Origin of the sequence: Streptomyces sp. NRRL WC-3626 (genome assembly GCF_000718785.1) — a bacterium.
GTDB lineage: Bacteria > Actinomycetota > Actinomycetes > Streptomycetales > Streptomycetaceae > Streptomyces > Streptomyces edwardsiae.
The window spans coordinates 418203-436872 of record NZ_JOCA01000003.1 but is presented as its reverse complement, the minus strand read 5'-3'; the positions used below and the strand labels follow the sequence as shown (position 1 = coordinate 436872).

Sequence of the window (18670 nt, the reverse complement as noted above, 5' to 3'; positions counted from 1 at the left end):
TCCCGGGTTTGAAGGCGTTGTAAGTGGCGCAGTGCACTATCGGACGCGGGAGGTGGTGCGGGTGGTGACCGGGCGGTCGTACGACTGCGACGTGCTGGTGATCGGCGGCGGGATCGTCGGCCTGTCGACGGCGTACGCGCTCACGCGTGCCGCGCCGGGCACGCGGGTCACGGTGCTGGAGAAGGAGCCCGGACCGGCCCGCCACCAGACGGGGCGCAACAGCGGCGTCATCCACAGCGGCGTCTACTACCGCCCCGGCTCGCTGAAGGCGCGGTTCGCGGTGTCGGGCGCGGCGGAGATGGTCAAGTTCTGCGCGGAGTACGACATCCCGCACGCGGTGACGGGCAAGCTGATCGTCGCCACCACCCGCGAGGAGCTGCCCCGGCTGCACGCCCTGGTCCAGCGCGGCCGGGAGAACGGCATAGCGGTCCGTGAACTGTGCGCGGCGCAGATCGCTGAGTACGAGCCGGAGGTCGAGGGCCTGGCGGCCATCCACGTCGGCACCACCGGCGTCTGCGACTACACGGCGGTCGCCGGGCGCCTCGCGGAGGCCGCCCGGGCGGCGGGCGCGGAGATCCGCTACGGGGCGCGCGTGACCCGGGTCGACCGCCGATCCGACCGGGGAGTCGCCGTCCTGACGGCCACGGGCGATGTCGTGCGCGGGCGGACGCTGGTGAACTGCGCGGGGCTGCACTGCGACGAGATCGCCCGCGACACCGGCGACGAGCCCGGCGCGCGGATCGTGCCGTTCCGCGGCGAGTACTACGAGCTGGCCCGGCCGGAACTCGTACGCGGCCTGGTCTACCCGGTGCCCGACCCGGCGTTCCCGTTCCTCGGCGTCCACCTCACCCGGGGCATCGACGGGGGCGTCCACGTCGGCCCCAACGCGGTCCCGGCGCTGGCCCGCGAGGGCTACGACTGGCGCACGGTGCGCCCGCGCGAGCTGGGGGCGACCCTGGCCTGGCCGGGCTCCTGGCAACTGGCCCGCCGCCACTGGCGGTACGGCACCGGGGAACTGCACCGCTCCCTGTCCAAGCAGGCCTTCACCCGCGCGGTACGCCGGCTGCTCCCCGCCGTCCGGGAGGACGACCTGATCCCCGCCCCGGCCGGAGTCCGCGCCCAGGCCGTCCTCCGGGACGGCGCCCTGGTGGACGACTTCCTGATCCAGGAGACCCCCCGCGCGGTCCATGTCCTGAACGCCCCCTCCCCGGCGGCGACGGCATCCCTGCCGATCGGCCGCGAGGTCGCCCGCCGCGCCCTGACCACGCTGGAGGCCGCCCGCCGCTGACCCGCCGCGGCCGGTCCCCGCCGGACGGCACCGCGCCCATGGCCGCCGGCCCCCGGGGGGCGCACCCGGAATCCGCTCCGGGGAGGCAGCCGTCCGCTGCCCGTAAAATCGGAGGCACTGTGTCTGACACCGTTGATACCTCCGAAGTTCTTCAGTCCGCCCCCGGCCAGGACGCGCCGCACGCGCCCGGGGTGTCCGTCCGGCATACCCGGGCCAAGGGCGAGCCCAGGTTTCCGGACGGCCCGAAGGCCGATCCCGCCGGGTCGCACTTCGAGCGCCGGATCCGGAGTTTTCAGCCGCGCCGCAGCCGGGTGACCGCCGGGCAGGCGGACGCGCTGCAGCGGCTCTGGCCCGACTGGGGCTTCGACATCGACGGCAGCCGGGTCCTCGGTCTCACCGAGTTCTTCGGCAACGGCAACCCCGTCGTCCTGGAGATCGGCTTCGGCATGGGCGAGGCCACCGCGGCGATGGCCGGAGCCGACCCGGACACCAACATCCTCGCCGTGGACGTCCACACCCCCGGCCAGGGCAATCTCCTCAACCTCGCCGACCAGCACGGGCTGACCAACGTACGGGTCGGCAACGGGGACGCGATCATCCTGCTGCGCGAGATGCTCGCCCCCGGCTCCCTCGGCGGGCTGCGCGTCTACTTCCCCGACCCGTGGCCGAAGAAGCGGCACCACAAGCGGCGGCTGATCCAGCCGGAGTTCCTCGACCTCGCCGCGACCCGGCTCGCACCGGGTGCGGTGCTGCACTGCGCCACCGACTGGGAACCGTACGCGGAGCAGATGCTGGAGGTGCTCACGGCGCACCCCGGATTCGAGAACACGCAGGCGGACGGCGGTTTCGCGCCGCGTCCCGGGTTCCGGCCGCTCACCCGTTTCGAGGGGCAGGGACTGGAGAAGGGTCATGTCGTGAACGACCTGCTGTTCCGCCGCGTATCGCCGGACGAGCGGGCAGCAGACCGAACCTGATCCAGCCCGCCCCCGCCTCGTTAGGGGTCGATCCCGTGACCGCCAGCCCTCCTCCGTATCCGCCGCCTCCCGGTGCCGCTCCGGGCGGAGCGCCGCGGCGTGCGCACTGGTGGCGGCGCCCCTGGGTGCGGTACGGAGCGCTGATCACCCTGCTCACCCTGTCCGGGCTCGTCATCCTGGCGCTCGTCAGGGAGCAGACCGGGACGCAGGGGTTCCTGGTCGGGCTCGGTCTCGCCGTGCTTCCGGTGCCACTGCTCGTCGCCGCCTTCCGCTGGCTGGACCGGGTCGAGCCCGGCCCCTGGCGGAACCTGCTGTTCTCGTTCGCCTGGGGTGCCTGCGCGGCGGCGCTGATAGCGATCGTCGCGAACAGCTTCGCCACCCGGTGGATAGCGACGGCCACCGCCGACCCGACCGGCGCGGACACCCTGGGCGCGACCGTCATAGCGCCGGTCGTGGAGGAGTCCGCGAAGGCCGCGGCCGTCCTGCTGGTGTTCCTGTTCCGCAGACGCGACTTCACCGGCATCCTCGACGGCGTGGTGATAGCCGGGGTCACCGCCACCGGCTTCGCGTTCACCGAGAACATCCTCTACCTCGGCACCGCCTTCGGCACCGACCAGCTCACCGGCGACAGCGGCATCGCCTCGATCACCGCCGCGACCTTCTTCGTGCGCATCGTGATGTCGCCGTTCGCGCACCCCCTGTTCACCGTGCTCACCGGCATCGGCTTCGGCGTCGCCGCGCTCTCCTCGGACCGTCAGCGGATCCGGCGCGTCCTCCTGCCGCTCGGCGGACTGCTGCTCGCGATGGGCATGCACGCCCTGTGGAACGGCTCCACGACGCTCGGCCAGTACGGCTTCATCGCGGTGTACGCCGCGTTCATGGTGCCGGCGTTCGGGCTGCTGACCTGGCTGGTGGTGTGGACGCGCCAGCGCGAGCTGCGGACCGTACGGGCGGAACTGCCCGCGTACGTGGTCGCCGGGTGGCTGAATCCGGCGGAGCCGTTCGCACTGGGCTCGATGCGGGCGCGGCGCCTGGCCCGCCGCTACGCGCGCCGGTACGGCGGCCGGGCTGCGGCACGGTCGGTGGCCGAGTACGAGGCGTACGCGACGTCGCTGGCGTTCCTGCGGCACCGGGGGCGGCTCGGGCGGGCCGACACGGACTTCGTCACCCGGGAACGGCAGCTGCTGCTGGAACTGTGGCACCGCCGGTCGGCGGCCCGCCCCGCCCTGGAGCACGCGGCCCGCGTCAGCGCGCCCCGGGTGCCGGTCGCCGCGCCGCCGTGGCCGGTGCACGGCGGCTACGGCGGCCACGGCGCTCACAGCGGCTACGGGCACCCGCAGGCGCCGTACAGCCACCAGCCGTACGGTCACCCGTACCCCGCCCACGACCCGAACCCCTACCGCTCCTGACCTCCGGTCCGCCCCCGGAAACACCTCACCGGCGGCCCTGACGTCGTCGGGACTGCCGGTGTTCGGGGTGTCGGCGGAAGCCGGGCCGGTCAGACGCTGAGGCCCTTGCCCTGCAGCCAGGCCAGCGGGTCGATGCCGGAGGTGGAACCGCCGGGGTGGACCTCGAGGTGGAGGTGGGCGCCGGTGACGTTGCCGGTGGCGCCGACGCGGCCGATCACATCGCCGGTGTTGACCTTCTGGCCGACGCTGACGCTGATGGAGGACTGGTGGGCGTACCAGACCTCGGTGCCGTCGTCGAGGGTCAGCACGGTCTTGTAGCCGTAGGAGCCGTCATAGCCGGCGGAGGTGATCGTGCCGGTGTGGACGGCCTTGAGCAGCGTGCCCGTGGGGGCGGCGAAGTCCAGGCCCGTGTGGTAGCCGGAGGACCAGTAGGCGCCCGCCTGACCGAAGGTCGAGGAGAGGGTGTACGAGGAGGTCGGCAGCGCGTACTGCTTGGCCAACTCGGCGAGGCGCTCGGCCTCGGCCTTCTTCGCGGCCTCCTCCTCCGCCTTCTTCTTGGCGGCGTCGGCCTTGGCCCTGGCCTCCTTCTCCGCCTTGGCGGCGGCGTCGGCGGCCTGCTTCTCGGCGGCGGCGACGGCCTCGGCGGCGGCCTTGGTCTCGGCCTGGTCCTGCTGCTGCTCGACCTGCGCCATGATCCGGGCGCGCAGTGCCTCACCGGCGTCGGCGGCGCCCTGCTCGGTGTCGGCGGTGGTCATGCCGATGCTGCTGAGGGGGGTGGACGATCCCTGGGGGGTTTCCTCGTCGGAGAGGAGGGAACCCACGTTGGGAAGGTCGGGCACGGAGATCGAGACCGGCGGCTTGCCGGTCTGGGCGCTGGCCATACCGCCGGCGCCGACCGCCGCTATGACACCGACGCCGAGGACGGTGGAGCTGCGGGCGAGTCCTCCGCCGCGCTGCTTGGAGACGCGATGCCGGCCACGTACGGGACGGAGGGAGTCCGCGGTGGGGTTCCACTCCTCGAAGGGGCCCTCGTCGGTGCGGCCCGCGCCGTAGGCGAAGGTGTCGCTGGGTTTGAACGGGGCCTCGGGGGCAGGCGGGTTGGACGCCACGTGGGCGCGCTCCTTCCTTCCGTCTCCGCCTACCGGGTTAGCTGACGGGTTCGGAGCGGGAAGGTCTCCTACGCGCGTATACGCGTCGTGCTGCCACGACGGTATGGACGCGATTCACCCCATGGTGGTGGTTCCCCGGTTCCCTCGCGGGATTCGGCGCGTGCGCACGGAGCCGACTTCTGTGACGGCTGGGACGACCGCGCTGCGTTATCGAACGTTAATAGACGTGAGGGCTCTATTCCAAGCCGTTCCTCTTGATCATTAACGAATTCCGGCCGGACTTAAGCGCCACTGACGGGCAAAAACGGGCGAGTTGACCGCGCTTCAGATGCCGACTGATTTCTGATGGTTCGTCAGTCGTTATGCGCTGCGGGACGGGCCGCTCACGGTGGGTGAAGGGGAGTACGGAAAACACCGAAGGCCGGAATCCTCAAGGATTCCGGCCTTCGGCCTTCAGTAGCGGGGACAGGATTTGAACCTGCGACCTCTGGGTTATGAGCCCAGCGAGCTACCGAGCTGCTCCACCCCGCGTCGGTAGGACCAGTGTACGCCATCAGCGGGACCTGGCGCACACCCATGATCGGCGGCTCGGTCTCAGCCGTCGAGCAGATGACCGTTCGGCGCCTTGGCGCGGGCCTCGTGCTCCGACAGGACGACGACGGTGGCACCCCCGGCCTCCAGTACGCCGGCGCCGTCGGCGCCCGCCACGAAGGTGTCCGGCTCGCGCCAGGCGGTGACCACCCGCCGCACCCCCGCGTCCAGGATCAGCCGCGCGCAGGGCGCCGGCCGGGACGCGCGGCGGGCGCAGGGCTCCAGGCTGGAGTACACGGTGGCGCCGGCGAGCCGGGGGTCCGTGGGGTCGGCCTTGGCGAGCGCGGCCTCCTCCGCGTGCGCCAGCGGGTCGGCGCCCTCCCGGGAGTGGCCGCGCGCCAGCTCCGTACCGTCGGCGGCGACCACGACCGCGCCCACGCTGAACGCCGTCCGCGAGGGCGGGCACTCGGCGGCCAGTTCGCAGGCGAGGGCCAGCCAGTGGTGGTCGGCGGCGGTGGGCAGCGGGCCGGTGCCGGGGGCGGTGGGCTCGTAGCGTGTCAGGACGACGTCGCCGATCGGGCGGGTCTCCACCAGCCGCAGCCGGCCGCCCTGGTAGGAGCCGGGGCCGAAGAGGCGCGGGGCCTTCGCGTCGCCGACGAACAGCGGGGCGAGGACCAGCTGGAGCTCGTCGGCGAGCCCCTGGGTGAGGAGCTGGGTGTGGATGGTGCCGCCGCCCTCGACCATGAGCCGCCGCACCCCGCGCTCGGCGTGCAGATGCTCCAGGAGCCGCCGCCAGTCGAGCCCGCTGCCGAGCGGGACGACGTCGGCGGCGATCCCCAGGGCGTGGGCCCGCTCGGCGCCCTTGTCGGTGGTGTAGAGGACCTTCTCGCCGCCGGTGTGCCAGAACCGGGCCGCCGGGTCCAGCTCGCCGGAGCCGCTGACGGTGACCTTGAGCGGGTACTCGGCCCGCCCCTCGGCCAGGCGGGCGGCGCGCCGCTCGGGCGAGTTGACCAGCAGCCGGGGGTTGTCGGCGCGGATCGTGCCGGCGCCGATCAGGATGGCGTCCACACCGGCCCGTACCTCGTCGACCCGGTCGAAGTCGGCCGGGGAGGACAGCAGCAGCCGGTCGGGGCCGGTGTCGTCGAGGTAGCCGTCGAGGGAGACGGCGGCGGACAGCAGGACGTACGGGTGGGGCATCGGCGTACTCCGGGTGGGGCAGAGGGGGCGGGGGTCCAGTCTGCCGGTCAGGGCTCGATCAGCCCCACGCGGATGGCGTACCGGGTCAGTTCCAGGCGGTCCTTGAGGCCGAGTTTGGCCAGGATGTTGGCGCGGTGCCGCTCCACGGTCTTGGGGCTGATGACGAGGAGGCCGGCGATCTGCTGCGAGGTGTGTCCCTCTGCGACCAGCTTGAGGATCTCCTCCTCGCGGTCGGTGATCGCCTTGGCCGGCAGGGTGCGGCCCTCGCGCGCGAGGTCGAGGTACTTGTGGATGAGGGCGTTGACGGCGCCGGGGTAGAGGAACGGCTCACCGCGCATGGTGGCGTGGCAGGCCTCGACGAGATCGCGGTCGGCGACGGACTTGAGGACGTAGCCGGAGGCGCCGGCGGCGAGGGCCTCGAAGAAGAACTGCTCGTTGTCGTACATCGTCAGGATGAGGATGCGGGTCTCCGGCAGGTCCCTGGAGAGTTCACGGGCCGCCTGGAGACCGGTGCGGCGTGGCATCGCGATGTCGAGGATGGCCAGATCGGGGCGGTGCTCACGGGCCTGGTCGAGGGCTTCGGAGCCGTCGGCGGCCTCGGCGACGACGGTCAGATCCGGTTCGCCGTCCAGGATGAGGCGAACCCCCCGGCGGACCAGCGCGTGGTCGTCGGCGAGCAGGATGCGGGTGGGGGCCGGGTCGGTCATGTGTGGGCGTTTCCGGTCGGGGGCGTCGGTCTCACGGGGGCGGTGGGGCGTGCGCGGGGGCAAAGTCCCGTACGGGTGCGGGCGCGGAGTCCCTTACGGGCGCGGCCTCCCGCAGGGGGACGAGGGCGTGGGCGGGGAAGCGGGCGGGGACGGGGACGGCCAGACGCACCTCGGTGCCGCCGACGTCGGCGCGGTCCACGGTCAGCCGGGCGCCGACGAGCAGCGCGCGCTCCCGCATCCCGCGGATGCCGGCGCCCTCCGGGGTGACGCCGGTACCGCGGCCGTCGTCCCGGACCCGGAGTTCGACACCGCCGGGTGTCCGGCGCAGGGCGAGCTCGGCGCGGCGGGCCCGGGCGTGGCGGGCGGTGTTGGTGAGGCCCTCCTGGGCCACCCGGTAGATCACCAGCTCCGACTCCCGGTCCAGCTCGGGCAGGTCCGCGTCGAGGCTGTGCTGGACGCTCAGGCCGGGCCCGCCGTACTCGGTGGCCAGCGCCTTGAGCGCGCTGGCGAGGCCCAGCTCGTCCAGCACACCGGGGCGCAGCCGGCGGGCGATGCGCCGGATCTCCTCGAGGCTCGCGCGGGTGGTCTCCTGCGTCTGCCGCAGTTCCCCGGCGAGGGCGGGCGGAGCGTGGTCGGCGGCACGCTTGAGCTGGAGCAGTACGGCGGTGAGGGACTGGCCCACCTCGTCGTGCAGCTCCCGCGCGACGCGCCGGCGCTCGGACTCCTGCGCGGACAGGGCGCGGGCGCTGCTGGTGGCGCGCTCGTCCTCGAGCCGGTCGAGCATGGTGTTGTACGTGGTGATCAGCTCGGCGATCTCGCCGCGCCCGCCGACCGCCGGGCGGTGTCCCGGGCGGAGCAGGTCGGTGGTGTTCATGGCGCGGGTCAAGCGCTGCAGCGGGGCGAGGCCCACACGCAGCAGCAGGGCGTTGGCGACGAGCATGGCGGCCAGCCCAACCGTGAGGACGGCGGCCTCGGTGAGCAGGACCGGTGTGGACACCGTGACGGGCCCCAGCAGCAGGGCCGTGGCCACGATGAGCACGACCGCGTTCAGCAGGAAGATCCGCCAGAACAGAGGCACCCCGTACCGCCTCCTCGTCATCGGCCGCTCGCCACGGGCCGGCTCCCCCGGGAGGGGAACCGACGGCCCGCGGACCGGGGGCGCGGCGCGGGCCGTCACCTCTAGCCTGTGCGCCCGGGGGACCGCGCGCCATCGGTGACAGCCCCCATTTTCTCCCCGGGGGTCCTGGCCGCCCACGGCCCGTGTGAGCGGTGACCCTCAGCGAAGATGGGGCCCGCGACGGATGGCCGCGGACGGTGACGGCGGGCGACGCTGGACGTGCCGTGCCGGGTGGGTGACAACGTCGGCGCAGGGGCAAACTCCCTTGTACCGAGCCGAGTTCGCGGCAAGCCGACAATTCACCCTACGTCCCGTGGTCCGAGGAGCGACGACCGTGGGCGGTGTCACCGGGCGGCCGCCCCCTGGGAAGGAGGAGCCGTGCCCCAGTCCGACGACGAGCGCCTGGTCGACCTCGCCACTCGTCTCGAACACGAGGACCCCCGTTTCGTCCGCTCACTCTCCGAAGGCCGTCCGGCCCTCCCGCGCGAGTACCGCCGTACGAGCGCCTGGTGCGCGCTGGTGATCGGCGTGACCATGCTCGCGGCGGGGATCATCGTCCCCGACGGCCTGCTGATCGCGGCGGGCCTGGTGCTCTCCGGGATCGCCGTCCAGCTCCTCGACCCGAACCGCGACGAACGGCCCGCGAAATGACGCGGCGCCCGGGCCGGCCTCAGCCGTTCCGGGCGCCGCGCGGCAGGTCGGCGGCGGGATGCCGGTCCTGCGAGGGGTAGGCCCTGTGGGACTCGAACCCACAACCAATGGATTAAAAGTCCACTGCTCTGCCAATTGAGCTAAGGGCCCCAGGCGATGTTGCCTCCCCGAGCATAGCCGGACGTGGCCGTGAGTCCGATCGGGTATCGGGGAGGCGGGTCGGGACGTGTCCCGCGCGGAGCGCGGAAGGGCCCGCACGACAGGTGTCGTGCGGGCCCTTCCGTTCAGCCGGTTGAGGCCGTGTCAGCCGTTGCGCTTCCAGCGCGGCTTGTCGTCGCGGCGGCCGAAGGAGCCGCCACCGGTGCGGTGCTCGTCACGACGGCCGTACGGGCGGTCGTGGGAGGCGGCGCCGGAGCGGAAGCCCGGACGGTCGCCCTGGCGGTCACGGTTGAACGGGCGGTCGCTGCCACGGTGGCCGCCGCGGTCGTCACGGCGGAAGCCGCCACGGTCACCGCGCTCGCCGCGCTCGCGTCGTCACGGCGCTCGTCACGGCGGAAGCCGCCACGGTCGTCACGACGCTCACCACGGTCACGGTTGAAACCGCCGCGGTCGTCACGACGCTCGCGCCGCTCGTACGGTGCCGACGTCTCCGTACGCTCCACGCGCTCGGTCCGCTCGACCTCGCGCGCGGTCGGCTGCTCCGGCAGCGTGACCTCGGTCTCGGTCCGGGTCTCGGTCTCGGCCGCCTCGGCGATCACCGTCTCGACGTCCTCGCCGCGCTCGCGCGCGACGCGGGCCAGCAGACGGTCGGACTCGCCGCGCAGCTCGGAGGCACGGCGCTGGGCGCGCTCCAGCTCCTTGGTGAGCTGGGCGACCTCGCGCTCGGCCTGCTGGGCCGCGTTGCCCGCGGACTCGGCCTGGACCTCGGTCATGGACCGGGCGCCGGTGATCTCGGCGACCTCCGGGTCGAAGGCGGCGCCGCCCTGGATGATGTGCCGGCCGGCGTCGACGCCCGCGTCCTCCATGAGGCGGAAGATCTGGCGGCGCTGGTGCGGCAGCGACAGGGAGACGACCGTGCCGGTGCGGCCCGCGCGGGCCGTACGGCCGGCGCGGTGCAGGTAGTCCTTGTGGTCGCCGGCCGGGTCCACGTTGAGGACCAGGTCGATGCCGTCGACGTGGATACCGCGCGCGGCGACGTCGGTGGCGACCAGGACGTTGACGTAGCCGTCCTTGAAGTCGGCCAGGGTGCGGGTGCGCGCGCCCTGGGTCATGCCGCCGTGCAGCGCGTCCGCCTTCACGCCCGCGTCGCGCAGCTGCTCGGCGACACGGTCGGCGCCCAGCTGGGTGCGGACGAAGATGATGGTGCGGCCCTTGCGGGAGGCGATGGCCGCGGTGACCGGCGCCTTGTCCTTGGGCTTCACGACGAGGATGTGGTGCGACATGGTCGTGACCGCGCCCTGCGCCGCGTCGACCTCGTGGCTGACCGGGTTCTTCAGGTACCGGTCGACGAGGGTCTTGATCTCGTTCTCCATGGTGGCGGAGAACAGCATCCGCTGGCCGCCGGCCGGGACCTGGTCGAGCAGTTCGGTGACCTCGGGCAGGAAGCCCAGGTCGGACATCTGGTCGGCCTCGTCGAGGACCGCGATCTGCACGTTCTCCAGGGAGCAGGCGCCGCGGTTGATGATGTCGCGCAGCCGGCCGGGGGTGGCGACGAGGATGTCGACGCCGCGCTCGAGGGCGTAGATCTGGTTGCCCATCGAGGTGCCGCCGCAGACGACCTTCATCTTCAGGCCGACGACGTCGCCATACGGCTGGAGCGCGTCGGCGACCTGCATGGCGAGCTCACGCGTGGGCGTCAGGATGACGGCGCGCGGCTTGTGCTTCTCGGTGCGCCCGCCGGCCAGCGTGGCCAGGGTCGGCAGACCGAAGGAGAGGGTCTTGCCGGAGCCGGTGCGGCCGCGGCCGAGGATGTCCTTGCCGGCCAGGGCGTCCGGGATGGTCGCGGCCTGGATCGGGAAGGGGCTGGTCACGCCGTTCTGTGCGAGCTTGCGCACCAGGCCCTCGGGGAGGCCGAGGTCGGCGAAGGTCGTTTCGGGGGCCGCCACCTCGGTGGTGACGTCGAGGTCGGTGTCCGCCGGGTTCTCGGTGTTCTCGGGCACGACGACGTGATCAGTACTGGCGATGGGCATACGAATGCGAAACCTTCCGGAGTCTCTTCGGCACGCGCCCGTCAACTCCGTGAATCGCGATTCGCAATAACGACCGCCTCGATGCGGTCCACCACGGTAAGGGGAGAGTACGCGCCACACGGCGCGCTCTGCAGTGGCGCCGGGCAAATAGGATCAAACGATCTGCCACCATACGCACCCGGGACCCTTGAAAGCAAACCGGCTGGTGAGCGGGGGGTCCGAGGGGCGGGGAACGCTCAGGCGGGTGCCCCCGCTTCCGGTGCCGGCTCCCGCTGTTCCAGCTGGGGGTCGGGCGGCTGGTGGGCCGACGAGGACGGTTCGGGCTGTGTCGGCTCGGGCGGGGCCGACGGCTCGGGCGGAGTGGGGGTGGGATCCGGGTCGGGTGCCCGCGTGGGCTCCGGGGGGACGGGCCGGTCGCCGGGGGTCGGTCCGGCGGGACCGCCGGGTCCCCCGTCGTCCGGCGCGGTCCCGCTCGCCCCCGGTGACGGCGACGCCCCCGCGGAACCGGCCTTCCCCGCCCTGCCCTTCTTCACCCTGTCCTCGTGTCCCTCGCCCTCGCGGGCCCCGCGTGCACCGTCGGCCTCCGGGGCGCCGTAACCGGGCCCGCCGCCCGACACCGCCTCGCCGCCGTCCCCCGCCTCACCGCCGGGACTCCCCGCGGAGTGCGACGGCCCCGCGGGTCCGCCCGCTCCGTCGTCACCCACACTCATGCAGCCGGCGGCGGCCGCGACGGCCACGGCCGTGGCGGCCAGGCGGACGGGTACGTACAAGCGGCGCACGGGCCACCTCCGTTTGGAGTACAGGGTCAACCACCCCAACTCCCGCCACCCGCAAGAAGACACGCGTACGGCTCACCCGTAGCCGAGCGAGTGCAGGCGGGCGTCGTCGATACCGAAGTGGTGGGCGATCTCGTGCACCACCGTGATCTCCGTCTCCGCGACGACGTCCTCCCGGGACTCGCACATCCGCAGCGTCGGCCCCCGGTAGATCGTGATGCGGTCCGGCAGCACACCCGCGTACCACTCACCGCGTTCCGTCAACGGTGTCCCCTCGTACAGCCCGAGCAGCTCCGGATCGTCCGCCGGCGGCTCGTCCTCCACGAACACCGCGACGTTGTCCATCAGCCGCGTCAGCTCCGGCGGGATCCGGTCCAGCGCCTCGGCGACCAGCTCCTCGAACATCTCGCGCGTCATCTCCAGCACACAGCCATTGTCGGGCACGAACCGTCCGTACGAGTTGCGCGCGGCGCCCGCATATCCGGGCGCCGACTTGGGCATACGGGATCAATGGCCCGCGTCCCCTCCGTCCCGAACGCCCTCCACCGCCTCGCACGGGTCCCGCGGGCCCTCGTCCCCCGCCGGACCGCCCGCACGGGGGTAGCCCCGGCCTCCTCGTCGCGCCCCTGGGTGCGTGCGGCCGGCCTGGTCGCCGTGGTCGTGCTCGGCGCCTGGCTCGGTCTGCTCGTCGTCGGCAACGTGCGCGTCCCCGTGGGCCCCATGAACACCACCATGACCCTGCGCCCCTCCCTCACCGGCGGCACGAAGATCAACGTGTCCCCGCTGGGCGCGCTCCAGCTCGACAGCCACACCGCGCCCGTCCGCCTCGACGTCAACGTCGACCAGCTCGACCCCGAGCGCTCCCAGGCCCTCGTCGACCACCCCGAACGCCTCTCCGGCCTCCAGGACGAGGTCGCCGACGACATCGCCCGCGGCACCGCCGACCTCGCCGTGCGCTCCTGCGTCGCCGTCGTCACCGGCGCCACCGCCCTCGGCCTTCTCGTCTACCGCCGGCCCCGCCGCGCCCTCGCCGCCGGCGGCCTCGCCCTCGGTCTGCTGGCAGCCTCCGGCGGCACGGCGTACGCCACCTGGAACCCCGACTCCGTACTGGAGCCCAAGTTCTCCGGGCTGCTCTCCTCCGCCCCCTCCCTGGTCGGGGACGCGCGCAGCATCGTCACCGAGTTCGACGTCTACCAGCAGGAGTTGGCGCGCCTGGTCACCAATGTGACCAAGCTCTACGACGCCACCTCCACCCTCCCGACCTACCAGCCCGACCCGACGACCATCCGCGTGCTGCACGTCTCCGACATCCACCTCAACCCGGCCAGCTGGAAGATCATCGCCTCGCTGGTGAAGCAGTACCAGGTGGATGTGATCGTGGACTCCGGCGACACGATGGACCACGGGAGCGCCGCCGAGAACGGCTTCCTGGACCCCATCGAGCACCTGGGCGCGCCCTATGTCTGGGTCCGCGGCAACCACGACTCGCTCGTCACCCAGCGCTATCTCGAAGGCCTGAAGAACGTCCACGTCCTCGACGACGGCAGGGCGAGGACGGTGGCCGGCCTGCGCTTCGCCGGTATCGGGGACCCGCAGTTCACCCCCGACCGCTCGAAGACGAACGGGGCCGAGCAGTCCCAGGAGCTGGCCGGTGCCCGGCTCGCCTCCGCCCTGCGCGACCAGCGGACCGCCGGCACCCCGGTGGACGTGGCGATCGCCCACGAACCGTCCGCCGCGCGCGAGGTCGACGGCACCGTGCCGCTCGTCCTGGCCGGCCATATCCACCACGAGGAGACGGAGGTCATGGAGTACGGCACCCGGCTGCGCGTCGAGGGCTCCACCGGCGGCAGCGGGCTGCGCGCCATCGAGGGCACGTACCCGGACCCGATCGAGACGTCGATCCTCTACTTCGACCGCGACACCCGGCGCCTCCAGGCCTGGGACGCCATCGAGCTGGGCGGCCTCGGACTGACCACGGCGGAGGTGAGCCGGCACCTCCCGGAGGAGAACCAGCCGGGCGCCACCCCGTCGCCGACGGGCGGGACTTCCACACCCTCGAGCAGCGCCCCGCCCCCTCGATGACCCGCGATTTTCAGTTTGGTCGCGCCCCGGAAGCCGTAGTACAGTCTGGTCGTGCCCAAGGGCAGCGGTCAGGGCTTGACCGTCCCGAACCCCTTACGGGGCCAGGGAGAAGCGGAACCTTTCAGGGGAAGCGGAGTCACATGCTTCTCACGTCTCCCAGCGCGGGGACGCTTGGCGAAGCAACGCGCTGGGTCGGCCCTCATCGTCTAGTGGCCCAGGACGCCGCCCTTTCAAGGCGGTAGCACGGGTTCGAATCCCGTTGGGGGCACGCACCACCCTGTGCGACACTGTCGTACGACACGCTTGGTCCTGTGGAGCAGTTTGGAGTGCTCGCCACCCTGTCAAGGTGGAGGCCGCGGGTTCAAATCCCGTCAGGACCGCTGATGTTTCACGTGAAACATCACGGCTGGGTAGCTCAGTTGGTACGAGCGATCGCCTGAAAAGCGATAGGTCGCCGGTTCGACCCCGGCCCCAGCCACAGCAAAGGCCCCGATCATCGATCGGGGCCTTGTTGTGTGCTCTCCGTACGTGCCCCCGCACCCCCGGCAAAATCATTGGCCGCGAATTTTCGCGGGATGAGATCCTGGAGTCCGTATGTCTACGCACTCTGCCCCCGCCTTCGGCCTTCTCGCCTCCCGCCTGACCGAGCTGTCGCTGCGCGACGCGCACCGGCTCGGGCGCAGGCTGGAAGGCGCACGCAGGATCCGTAAGCCCGAGGCCCGCGCCGCCGTGCTCGCCGAGATCGAGGCGGAGGTCGCCGGGTCCGAGGAGCGGATGGTTCGCCGCCGCGCCCGGGTGCCCGCGGTCACCTATCCCGAGCAGCTTCCGGTCAGCCAGAAGAAGGACGTGATCGCCGAGGCGATCCGTGATCACCAGGTGGTGATCGTCGCGGGTGAGACCGGGTCCGGCAAGACCACGCAGATCCCGAAGATCTGCATGGAGCTGGGCCGGGGTGTCCGGGGCATGATCGGGCACACCCAGCCCCGCCGGATCGCCGCGCGTACGGTCGCGGAGCGGGTGGCGGAGGAGCTGAACACCCCGCTGGGCGAGGCCGTCGGCTGGAAGGTCCGCTTCACCGACCAGGTGAACCCGGACGCCACCTTCGTCAAGCTGATGACGGACGGCATCCTGCTCGCGGAGATCCAGACCGACCGTGAGCTGCGCGCCTACGACACGATCATCATCGACGAGGCCCATGAGCGGTCCCTCAACATCGACTTCCTGCTCGGCTATCTCGCCCAGCTGCTGCCGAAGCGGCCGGACCTCAAGGTCGTCATCACGTCCGCGACCATCGACCCGGAGCGGTTCTCCCGGCACTTCGGGGACGCGCCGATCATCGAGGTCAGCGGGCGTACGTATCCGGTGGAGGTGCGGTACCGGCCGCTGCTCGAGGAGGACTCGTCCGACGCCGACCGGGACCAGATCACCGCGATCACGGACGCCGTCGAGGAGCTGATGGCGGAGGGGCCCGGCGACATCCTGGTGTTCCTCTCCGGTGAGCGGGAGATCAGGGACACGGCGGACGCGCTGACGAAGAAGCGGTACCGGTCGACCGAGGTGCTGCCGCTGTACGCCCGGCTGTCGCACGCCGAGCAGCACCGGGTGTTCCAGCAGCACGGCGGCCGCCGGATCGTGCTGGCGACCAACGTCGCCGAGACCTCGCTGACCGTGCCGGGCATCAAGTACGTCATCGACCCCGGCTTCGCCCGTATCTCCCGCTACAGCCATCGCACCAAGGTGCAGCGGCTGCCGATCGAGGCGGTGTCGCAGGCGAGCGCCAACCAGCGCAAGGGCCGCTGCGGGCGTACGTCGGACGGCATCTGTATCCGGCTGTACAGCGAGGACGACTTCCTGGCCCGTCCGGAGTTCACGGACGCGGAGATCCTGCGCACCAACCTCGCCTCGGTCATCCTGCAGATGACGGCGGCCGGCCTGGGCGAGATCGAGAAGTTCCCCTTCATCGACCCGCCGGACCACCGCAACATCCGCGACGGTGTGCAATTGCTCCAGGAGCTGAACGCGCTCGACGTGGCGCAGAAGGACCCGCGCAAGCGGCTCACCGAGACCGGGCGGAAGCTGGCGCAGCTGCCGGTGGACCCGCGGCTGGCCCGCATGGTGCTGGAGGCGGACAGGAACGGCTGTGTCCGCGAGGTCATGGTCATCGCCGCCGCCCTGTCGATCCAGGATCCGCGGGAGCGGCCGGCCGACAAGCAGACGCAGGCCGATCAGCAGCACGCCCGGTTCCGGGACGAGTCCAGCGACTTCCTCGCCTACCTCAACCTGTGGCGGTACGTGCGCGAACAGCAGAAGGAGCGCGGTTCGTCGTCCTTCCGCCGGATGTGCAAGCAGGAGTATCTGAACTTCCTGCGGATCCGCGAGTGGCAGGACATCTACACACAGCTGCGCACGGTCGCCAAGCAGATGGGCATCCACCTCAACGAGGAGGACGCCCCGGACGACCGGGTCCACCTCTCCCTGCTGGCCGGTCTGCTGTCGCACATCGGCATGAAGGACGTGAAGGAGTCCAAGGACTCGGGCGCGACCGGCCGCAAGGACGGCGGGCGCAACGAGTATCTGGGCGCGAGGAACGCCAAGTTCGCCGTCTTCCCGGGGTCGGCGCTGTTCAAGAAGCCGCCGCGGTTCGTGATGTCGGCCGAGCTGGTGGAGACGTCCCGGCTGTGGGCGCGGGTCAACGCGAAGATCGAACCGGAGTGGGTGGAACCGCTCGCGGAACACCTCCTCAAGCGCACCTACAGCGAGCCGCACTGGGAGAAGGACCAGGCGGCCGTGATGGCGTACGAGAAGGTCACGCTGTACGGCGTGCCGATCGTGGCGCAGCGCAAGGTGAACTACGGCCGGATCGACCCGGAGATCTCCCGCGAGCTGTTCATCCGCAACGCGCTGGTCGAGGGCGACTGGCGCACGCACCACAAGTTCTACGCCGACAACCGCAGGCTGCTGACCGAGGTCGAGGAGCTGGAGCATCGCGCCCGGCGCCGGGACATCATGGTCGACGACGAGACGCTGTACGACTTCTACGACCAGCGGATCCCCGAACACGTGGTGTCGGGGGCGCACTTCGACTCGTGGTGGAAGCACAAGCGGCACGAGCAGCCGGACTTCCTCGACTTCGAGCGGGAGATGCTGATCCGTGAGTCGGCGGAGGCGGTCACCAAGGCCGACTACCCGGACTCGTGGCCGCAGGGGCAGCTGAAGTTCCGGGTGACGTACCAGTTCGAGCCGGGCGCGGACGCGGACGGTGTGACGGTCCACGTTCCGCTCCAGGTGCTGAACCAGGTGACGGACGAGGGCTTCGACTGGCAGATCCCCGGTCTGCGCGAGGAGGTCGTCACCGAGCTGATCCGTTCGCTGCCCAAGCCGATCCGGCGCAACTACGTGCCGGCGCCGAACTTCGCGAGGGCGTTCCTGGAGCGGGCGGTGCCCCTCCAGGAGCCGCTGACCGTGACGATGGCCCGTGAGCTGAAGCGGATGGTCGGGGTGCCGTTCGAGGCGGAGGACTTCGACTGGTCCCGGATTCCGGACCACTTGCGGGTGACGTTCCGGATCGTGGACGAGCGGCGCCGCAAGGTCGCCGAGGACAAGGATCTGGAGGCGCTCAAGCTCCGGCTGCGCCCGAAGGCCCGCCAGGCGCTGTCCCAGGCGGCCGCCGCCACGGCACAGCGCCAGGGCGGCGAGTCCCTGGAGCGCAAGGGGCTGACGGACTGGACGATCGGCTCACTGACCAGGGTCTTCGAGACACGCCGGGCCGGACAGCCGGTGAAGGCGTACCCGGCGCTGGTCGACGACGGCGACACGGTGTCCGTGCGGCTGTTCGACACCGAGGCCGAGCAGGCGGAGGCGATGTGGAAGGGCACCCGCCGGCTGATCCTGCTGTCGATCCCGGTGAACCCCGCGAAGTTCGCATCCGAGAAGCTGACGAACCCGCAGAAGCTGGCGCTGTCCGCGAATCCGCACGGTTCGATGCAGGCGCTGTTCGACGACTGCGCGATGGCGGCGGCGGACCGGCTGATCGCCGACTTCGGCGGTCCGGTGTGGGACGAGGAGTCCTACCGGAAGCTGTACGACAAGGTCCGCGCGGAGATCGTCGACACGACGGTCCGCGCGGTGGGCCAGGTCCAGCAGGTGCTGGCGGCGTGGCAGGCCTGTGAGCGCCGGCTGAAGGGCGTACGGAGCCCCGCGCTGCTCCCGAACCTCCAGGACGTACGGGGGCAGCTGGACGCGCTCGTACGGCCCGGGTTCGTGACACAGGCGGGGCTGCGGCGGCTGCCGGACCTGATGCGCTATCTGGTGGCCGCGGACCGGCGCCTGCAGCAGATGCCGACGAACGTGCAGCGCGACACCACACGCATGGCGAAGGTCCACGAGATGCGGGACGAGTACGCGTGGCTGCTGGAGCAGCTGCCGCAGGGGCGGCCGGTGCCCCAGCAGGTGCGGGACATCCGCTGGATGATCGAGGAGCTGCGGGTCAGCTATTTCGCCCACGCGCTCGGTACGGCGTACCCGGTGTCGGACAAACGGATCGTGAAGGCGATCGACGCGGCGGTACCGTAACGCCGCCCGCACACAGAGTGAGTTCGACCAGTGGGCTCGACCTCCTGTACAGTCCTTCTCGCAGCGCA

Annotated in this window: 12 protein-coding genes, 5 tRNA genes, 1 pseudogene and 1 riboswitch; of the genes and pseudogenes, 9 read left to right on the top strand and 9 right to left on the bottom strand. The window is 71.7% G+C overall.

The annotated features are described in order from the left end of the window. Nucleotides 1-31 precede the first annotated feature (31 nt). The 3 genes from lhgO (at nt 32) to IF28_RS0107680 (ending at nt 3671) form a co-directional block, all read left to right on the top strand. Nucleotides 32-1288 (top strand): L-2-hydroxyglutarate oxidase, encoded by a 1257-nt coding sequence (gene lhgO, locus IF28_RS0107690; RefSeq protein ID WP_030215835.1) that lies wholly within the window; start codon nt 32-34, stop codon nt 1286-1288. Between the two features lie 119 nt (nt 1289-1407). Continuing rightward, complete coding sequence (gene trmB / locus IF28_RS0107685; RefSeq protein ID WP_030215834.1) at nt 1408-2262, top strand: tRNA (guanosine(46)-N7)-methyltransferase TrmB; 855 nt, start codon at nt 1408-1410, stop codon at nt 2260-2262. A 35-nt stretch (nt 2263-2297) separates the two neighbouring features. Continuing rightward, complete coding sequence (locus IF28_RS0107680; RefSeq protein ID WP_030215833.1) at nt 2298-3671, top strand: PrsW family intramembrane metalloprotease; 1374 nt, start codon at nt 2298-2300, stop codon at nt 3669-3671. Nucleotides 3672-3760: 89 nt separating this feature from the next. Here IF28_RS0107680 and IF28_RS0107675 read toward each other — a convergent pair whose 3' ends face one another. The 5 genes from IF28_RS0107675 to IF28_RS0107655 all read right to left on the bottom strand — a co-directional run bounded on the left by IF28_RS0107675 (nt 3761) and on the right by IF28_RS0107655 (nt 8293). Then, the gene (locus IF28_RS0107675) at nt 3761-4780 is read right to left on the bottom strand and encodes a M23 family metallopeptidase (RefSeq protein WP_030215832.1); all 1020 of its coding nucleotides are present in this window, start codon (nt 4778-4780) and stop codon (nt 3761-3763) included. Between the two features lie 11 nt (nt 4781-4791). Then, nucleotides 4792-4949, bottom strand: a riboswitch (cyclic di-AMP (ydaO/yuaA leader). 288 nt (nt 4950-5237) lie between these two features. After that, a tRNA-Met gene (locus IF28_RS0107670) sits at nt 5238-5311 on the bottom strand. Between the two features lie 63 nt (nt 5312-5374). Further along, nucleotides 5375-6508 carry a dihydrofolate reductase family protein gene (locus tag IF28_RS0107665; protein ID WP_030215830.1) on the bottom strand — a complete coding sequence of 378 codons (1134 nt, stop codon included), beginning with the start codon at nt 6506-6508 and terminating at the stop codon, nt 5375-5377. A 47-nt stretch (nt 6509-6555) separates the two neighbouring features. Then, complete coding sequence (locus IF28_RS0107660; RefSeq protein WP_030215828.1) at nt 6556-7215, bottom strand: response regulator transcription factor; 660 nt, start codon at nt 7213-7215, stop codon at nt 6556-6558. Between the two features lie 31 nt (nt 7216-7246). Further along, nucleotides 7247-8293 carry a histidine kinase gene (locus IF28_RS0107655; RefSeq protein WP_030215826.1) on the bottom strand — a complete coding sequence of 349 codons (1047 nt, stop codon included), beginning with the start codon at nt 8291-8293 and terminating at the stop codon, nt 7247-7249. 417 nt (nt 8294-8710) lie between these two features. On the opposite strand from IF28_RS0107655, the gene IF28_RS0107650 reads away from it, so the two are divergent. Then, the gene (locus IF28_RS0107650; protein ID WP_030215822.1) at nt 8711-8983 is read left to right on the top strand and encodes a DUF3040 domain-containing protein; all 273 of its coding nucleotides are present in this window, start codon (nt 8711-8713) and stop codon (nt 8981-8983) included. 77 nt (nt 8984-9060) lie between these two features. On the opposite strand, the gene IF28_RS0107645 is transcribed toward IF28_RS0107650, so the two are convergent. From IF28_RS0107645 to IF28_RS0107630, 4 genes and pseudogenes are all read right to left on the bottom strand, one after another. Next, nucleotides 9061-9133, bottom strand: a tRNA-Lys gene (locus IF28_RS0107645). A 153-nt stretch (nt 9134-9286) separates the two neighbouring features. Beyond that, nucleotides 9287-11172: pseudogene (locus IF28_RS36225) on the bottom strand (DEAD/DEAH box helicase). A 236-nt stretch (nt 11173-11408) separates the two neighbouring features. Beyond that, complete coding sequence (locus IF28_RS0107635; protein ID WP_030215819.1) at nt 11409-11951, bottom strand: hypothetical protein; 543 nt, start codon at nt 11949-11951, stop codon at nt 11409-11411. 72 nt (nt 11952-12023) lie between these two features. Continuing rightward, nucleotides 12024-12374 (bottom strand): metallopeptidase family protein, encoded by a 351-nt coding sequence (locus tag IF28_RS0107630; RefSeq protein ID WP_199808966.1) that lies wholly within the window; start codon nt 12372-12374, stop codon nt 12024-12026. A gap of 84 nt (nt 12375-12458) precedes the next feature. Here IF28_RS0107630 and IF28_RS0107625 point away from each other — a divergent pair, with 84 nt between their 5' ends. The 5 genes from IF28_RS0107625 (at nt 12459) to hrpA (ending at nt 18602) form a co-directional block, all read left to right on the top strand. Beyond that, entirely contained in the window at nt 12459-14030 is a 1572-nt protein-coding gene (locus IF28_RS0107625; RefSeq protein WP_030215813.1) for a metallophosphoesterase family protein, read from the top strand. 195 nt (nt 14031-14225) lie between these two features. Beyond that, nucleotides 14226-14298, top strand: a tRNA-Glu gene (locus IF28_RS0107620). A 37-nt stretch (nt 14299-14335) separates the two neighbouring features. Continuing rightward, nucleotides 14336-14410 (top strand) — tRNA-Asp (locus IF28_RS0107615). 24 nt (nt 14411-14434) lie between these two features. Then, nucleotides 14435-14508, top strand: a tRNA-Phe gene (locus IF28_RS0107610). A gap of 116 nt (nt 14509-14624) precedes the next feature. Then, nucleotides 14625-18602: an ATP-dependent RNA helicase HrpA gene (hrpA, locus tag IF28_RS0107605; protein WP_030215807.1), complete on the top strand. Its 3978-nt coding sequence runs from the start codon at nt 14625-14627 to the stop codon at nt 18600-18602. Nucleotides 18603-18670 lie beyond the last annotated feature (68 nt).

Excerpts from the sequence above, each read along its gene's own strand:
- IF28_RS0107665 (WP_030215830.1), bottom strand. The coding sequence starts at position 6,508 with ATGCCCCACCCGTACGTCCTGCTGTCCGCCGCCGTCTCCCTCGACGGC.
- IF28_RS0107660 (WP_030215828.1), bottom strand. The coding sequence starts at position 7,215 with ATGACCGACCCGGCCCCCACCCGCATCCTGCTCGCCGACGACCACGCG.
- IF28_RS0107625 (WP_030215813.1), top strand. The coding sequence starts at position 12,459 with ATGGCCCGCGTCCCCTCCGTCCCGAACGCCCTCCACCGCCTCGCACGG.
- hrpA (WP_030215807.1), top strand. The coding sequence starts at position 14,625 with ATGTCTACGCACTCTGCCCCCGCCTTCGGCCTTCTCGCCTCCCGCCTG.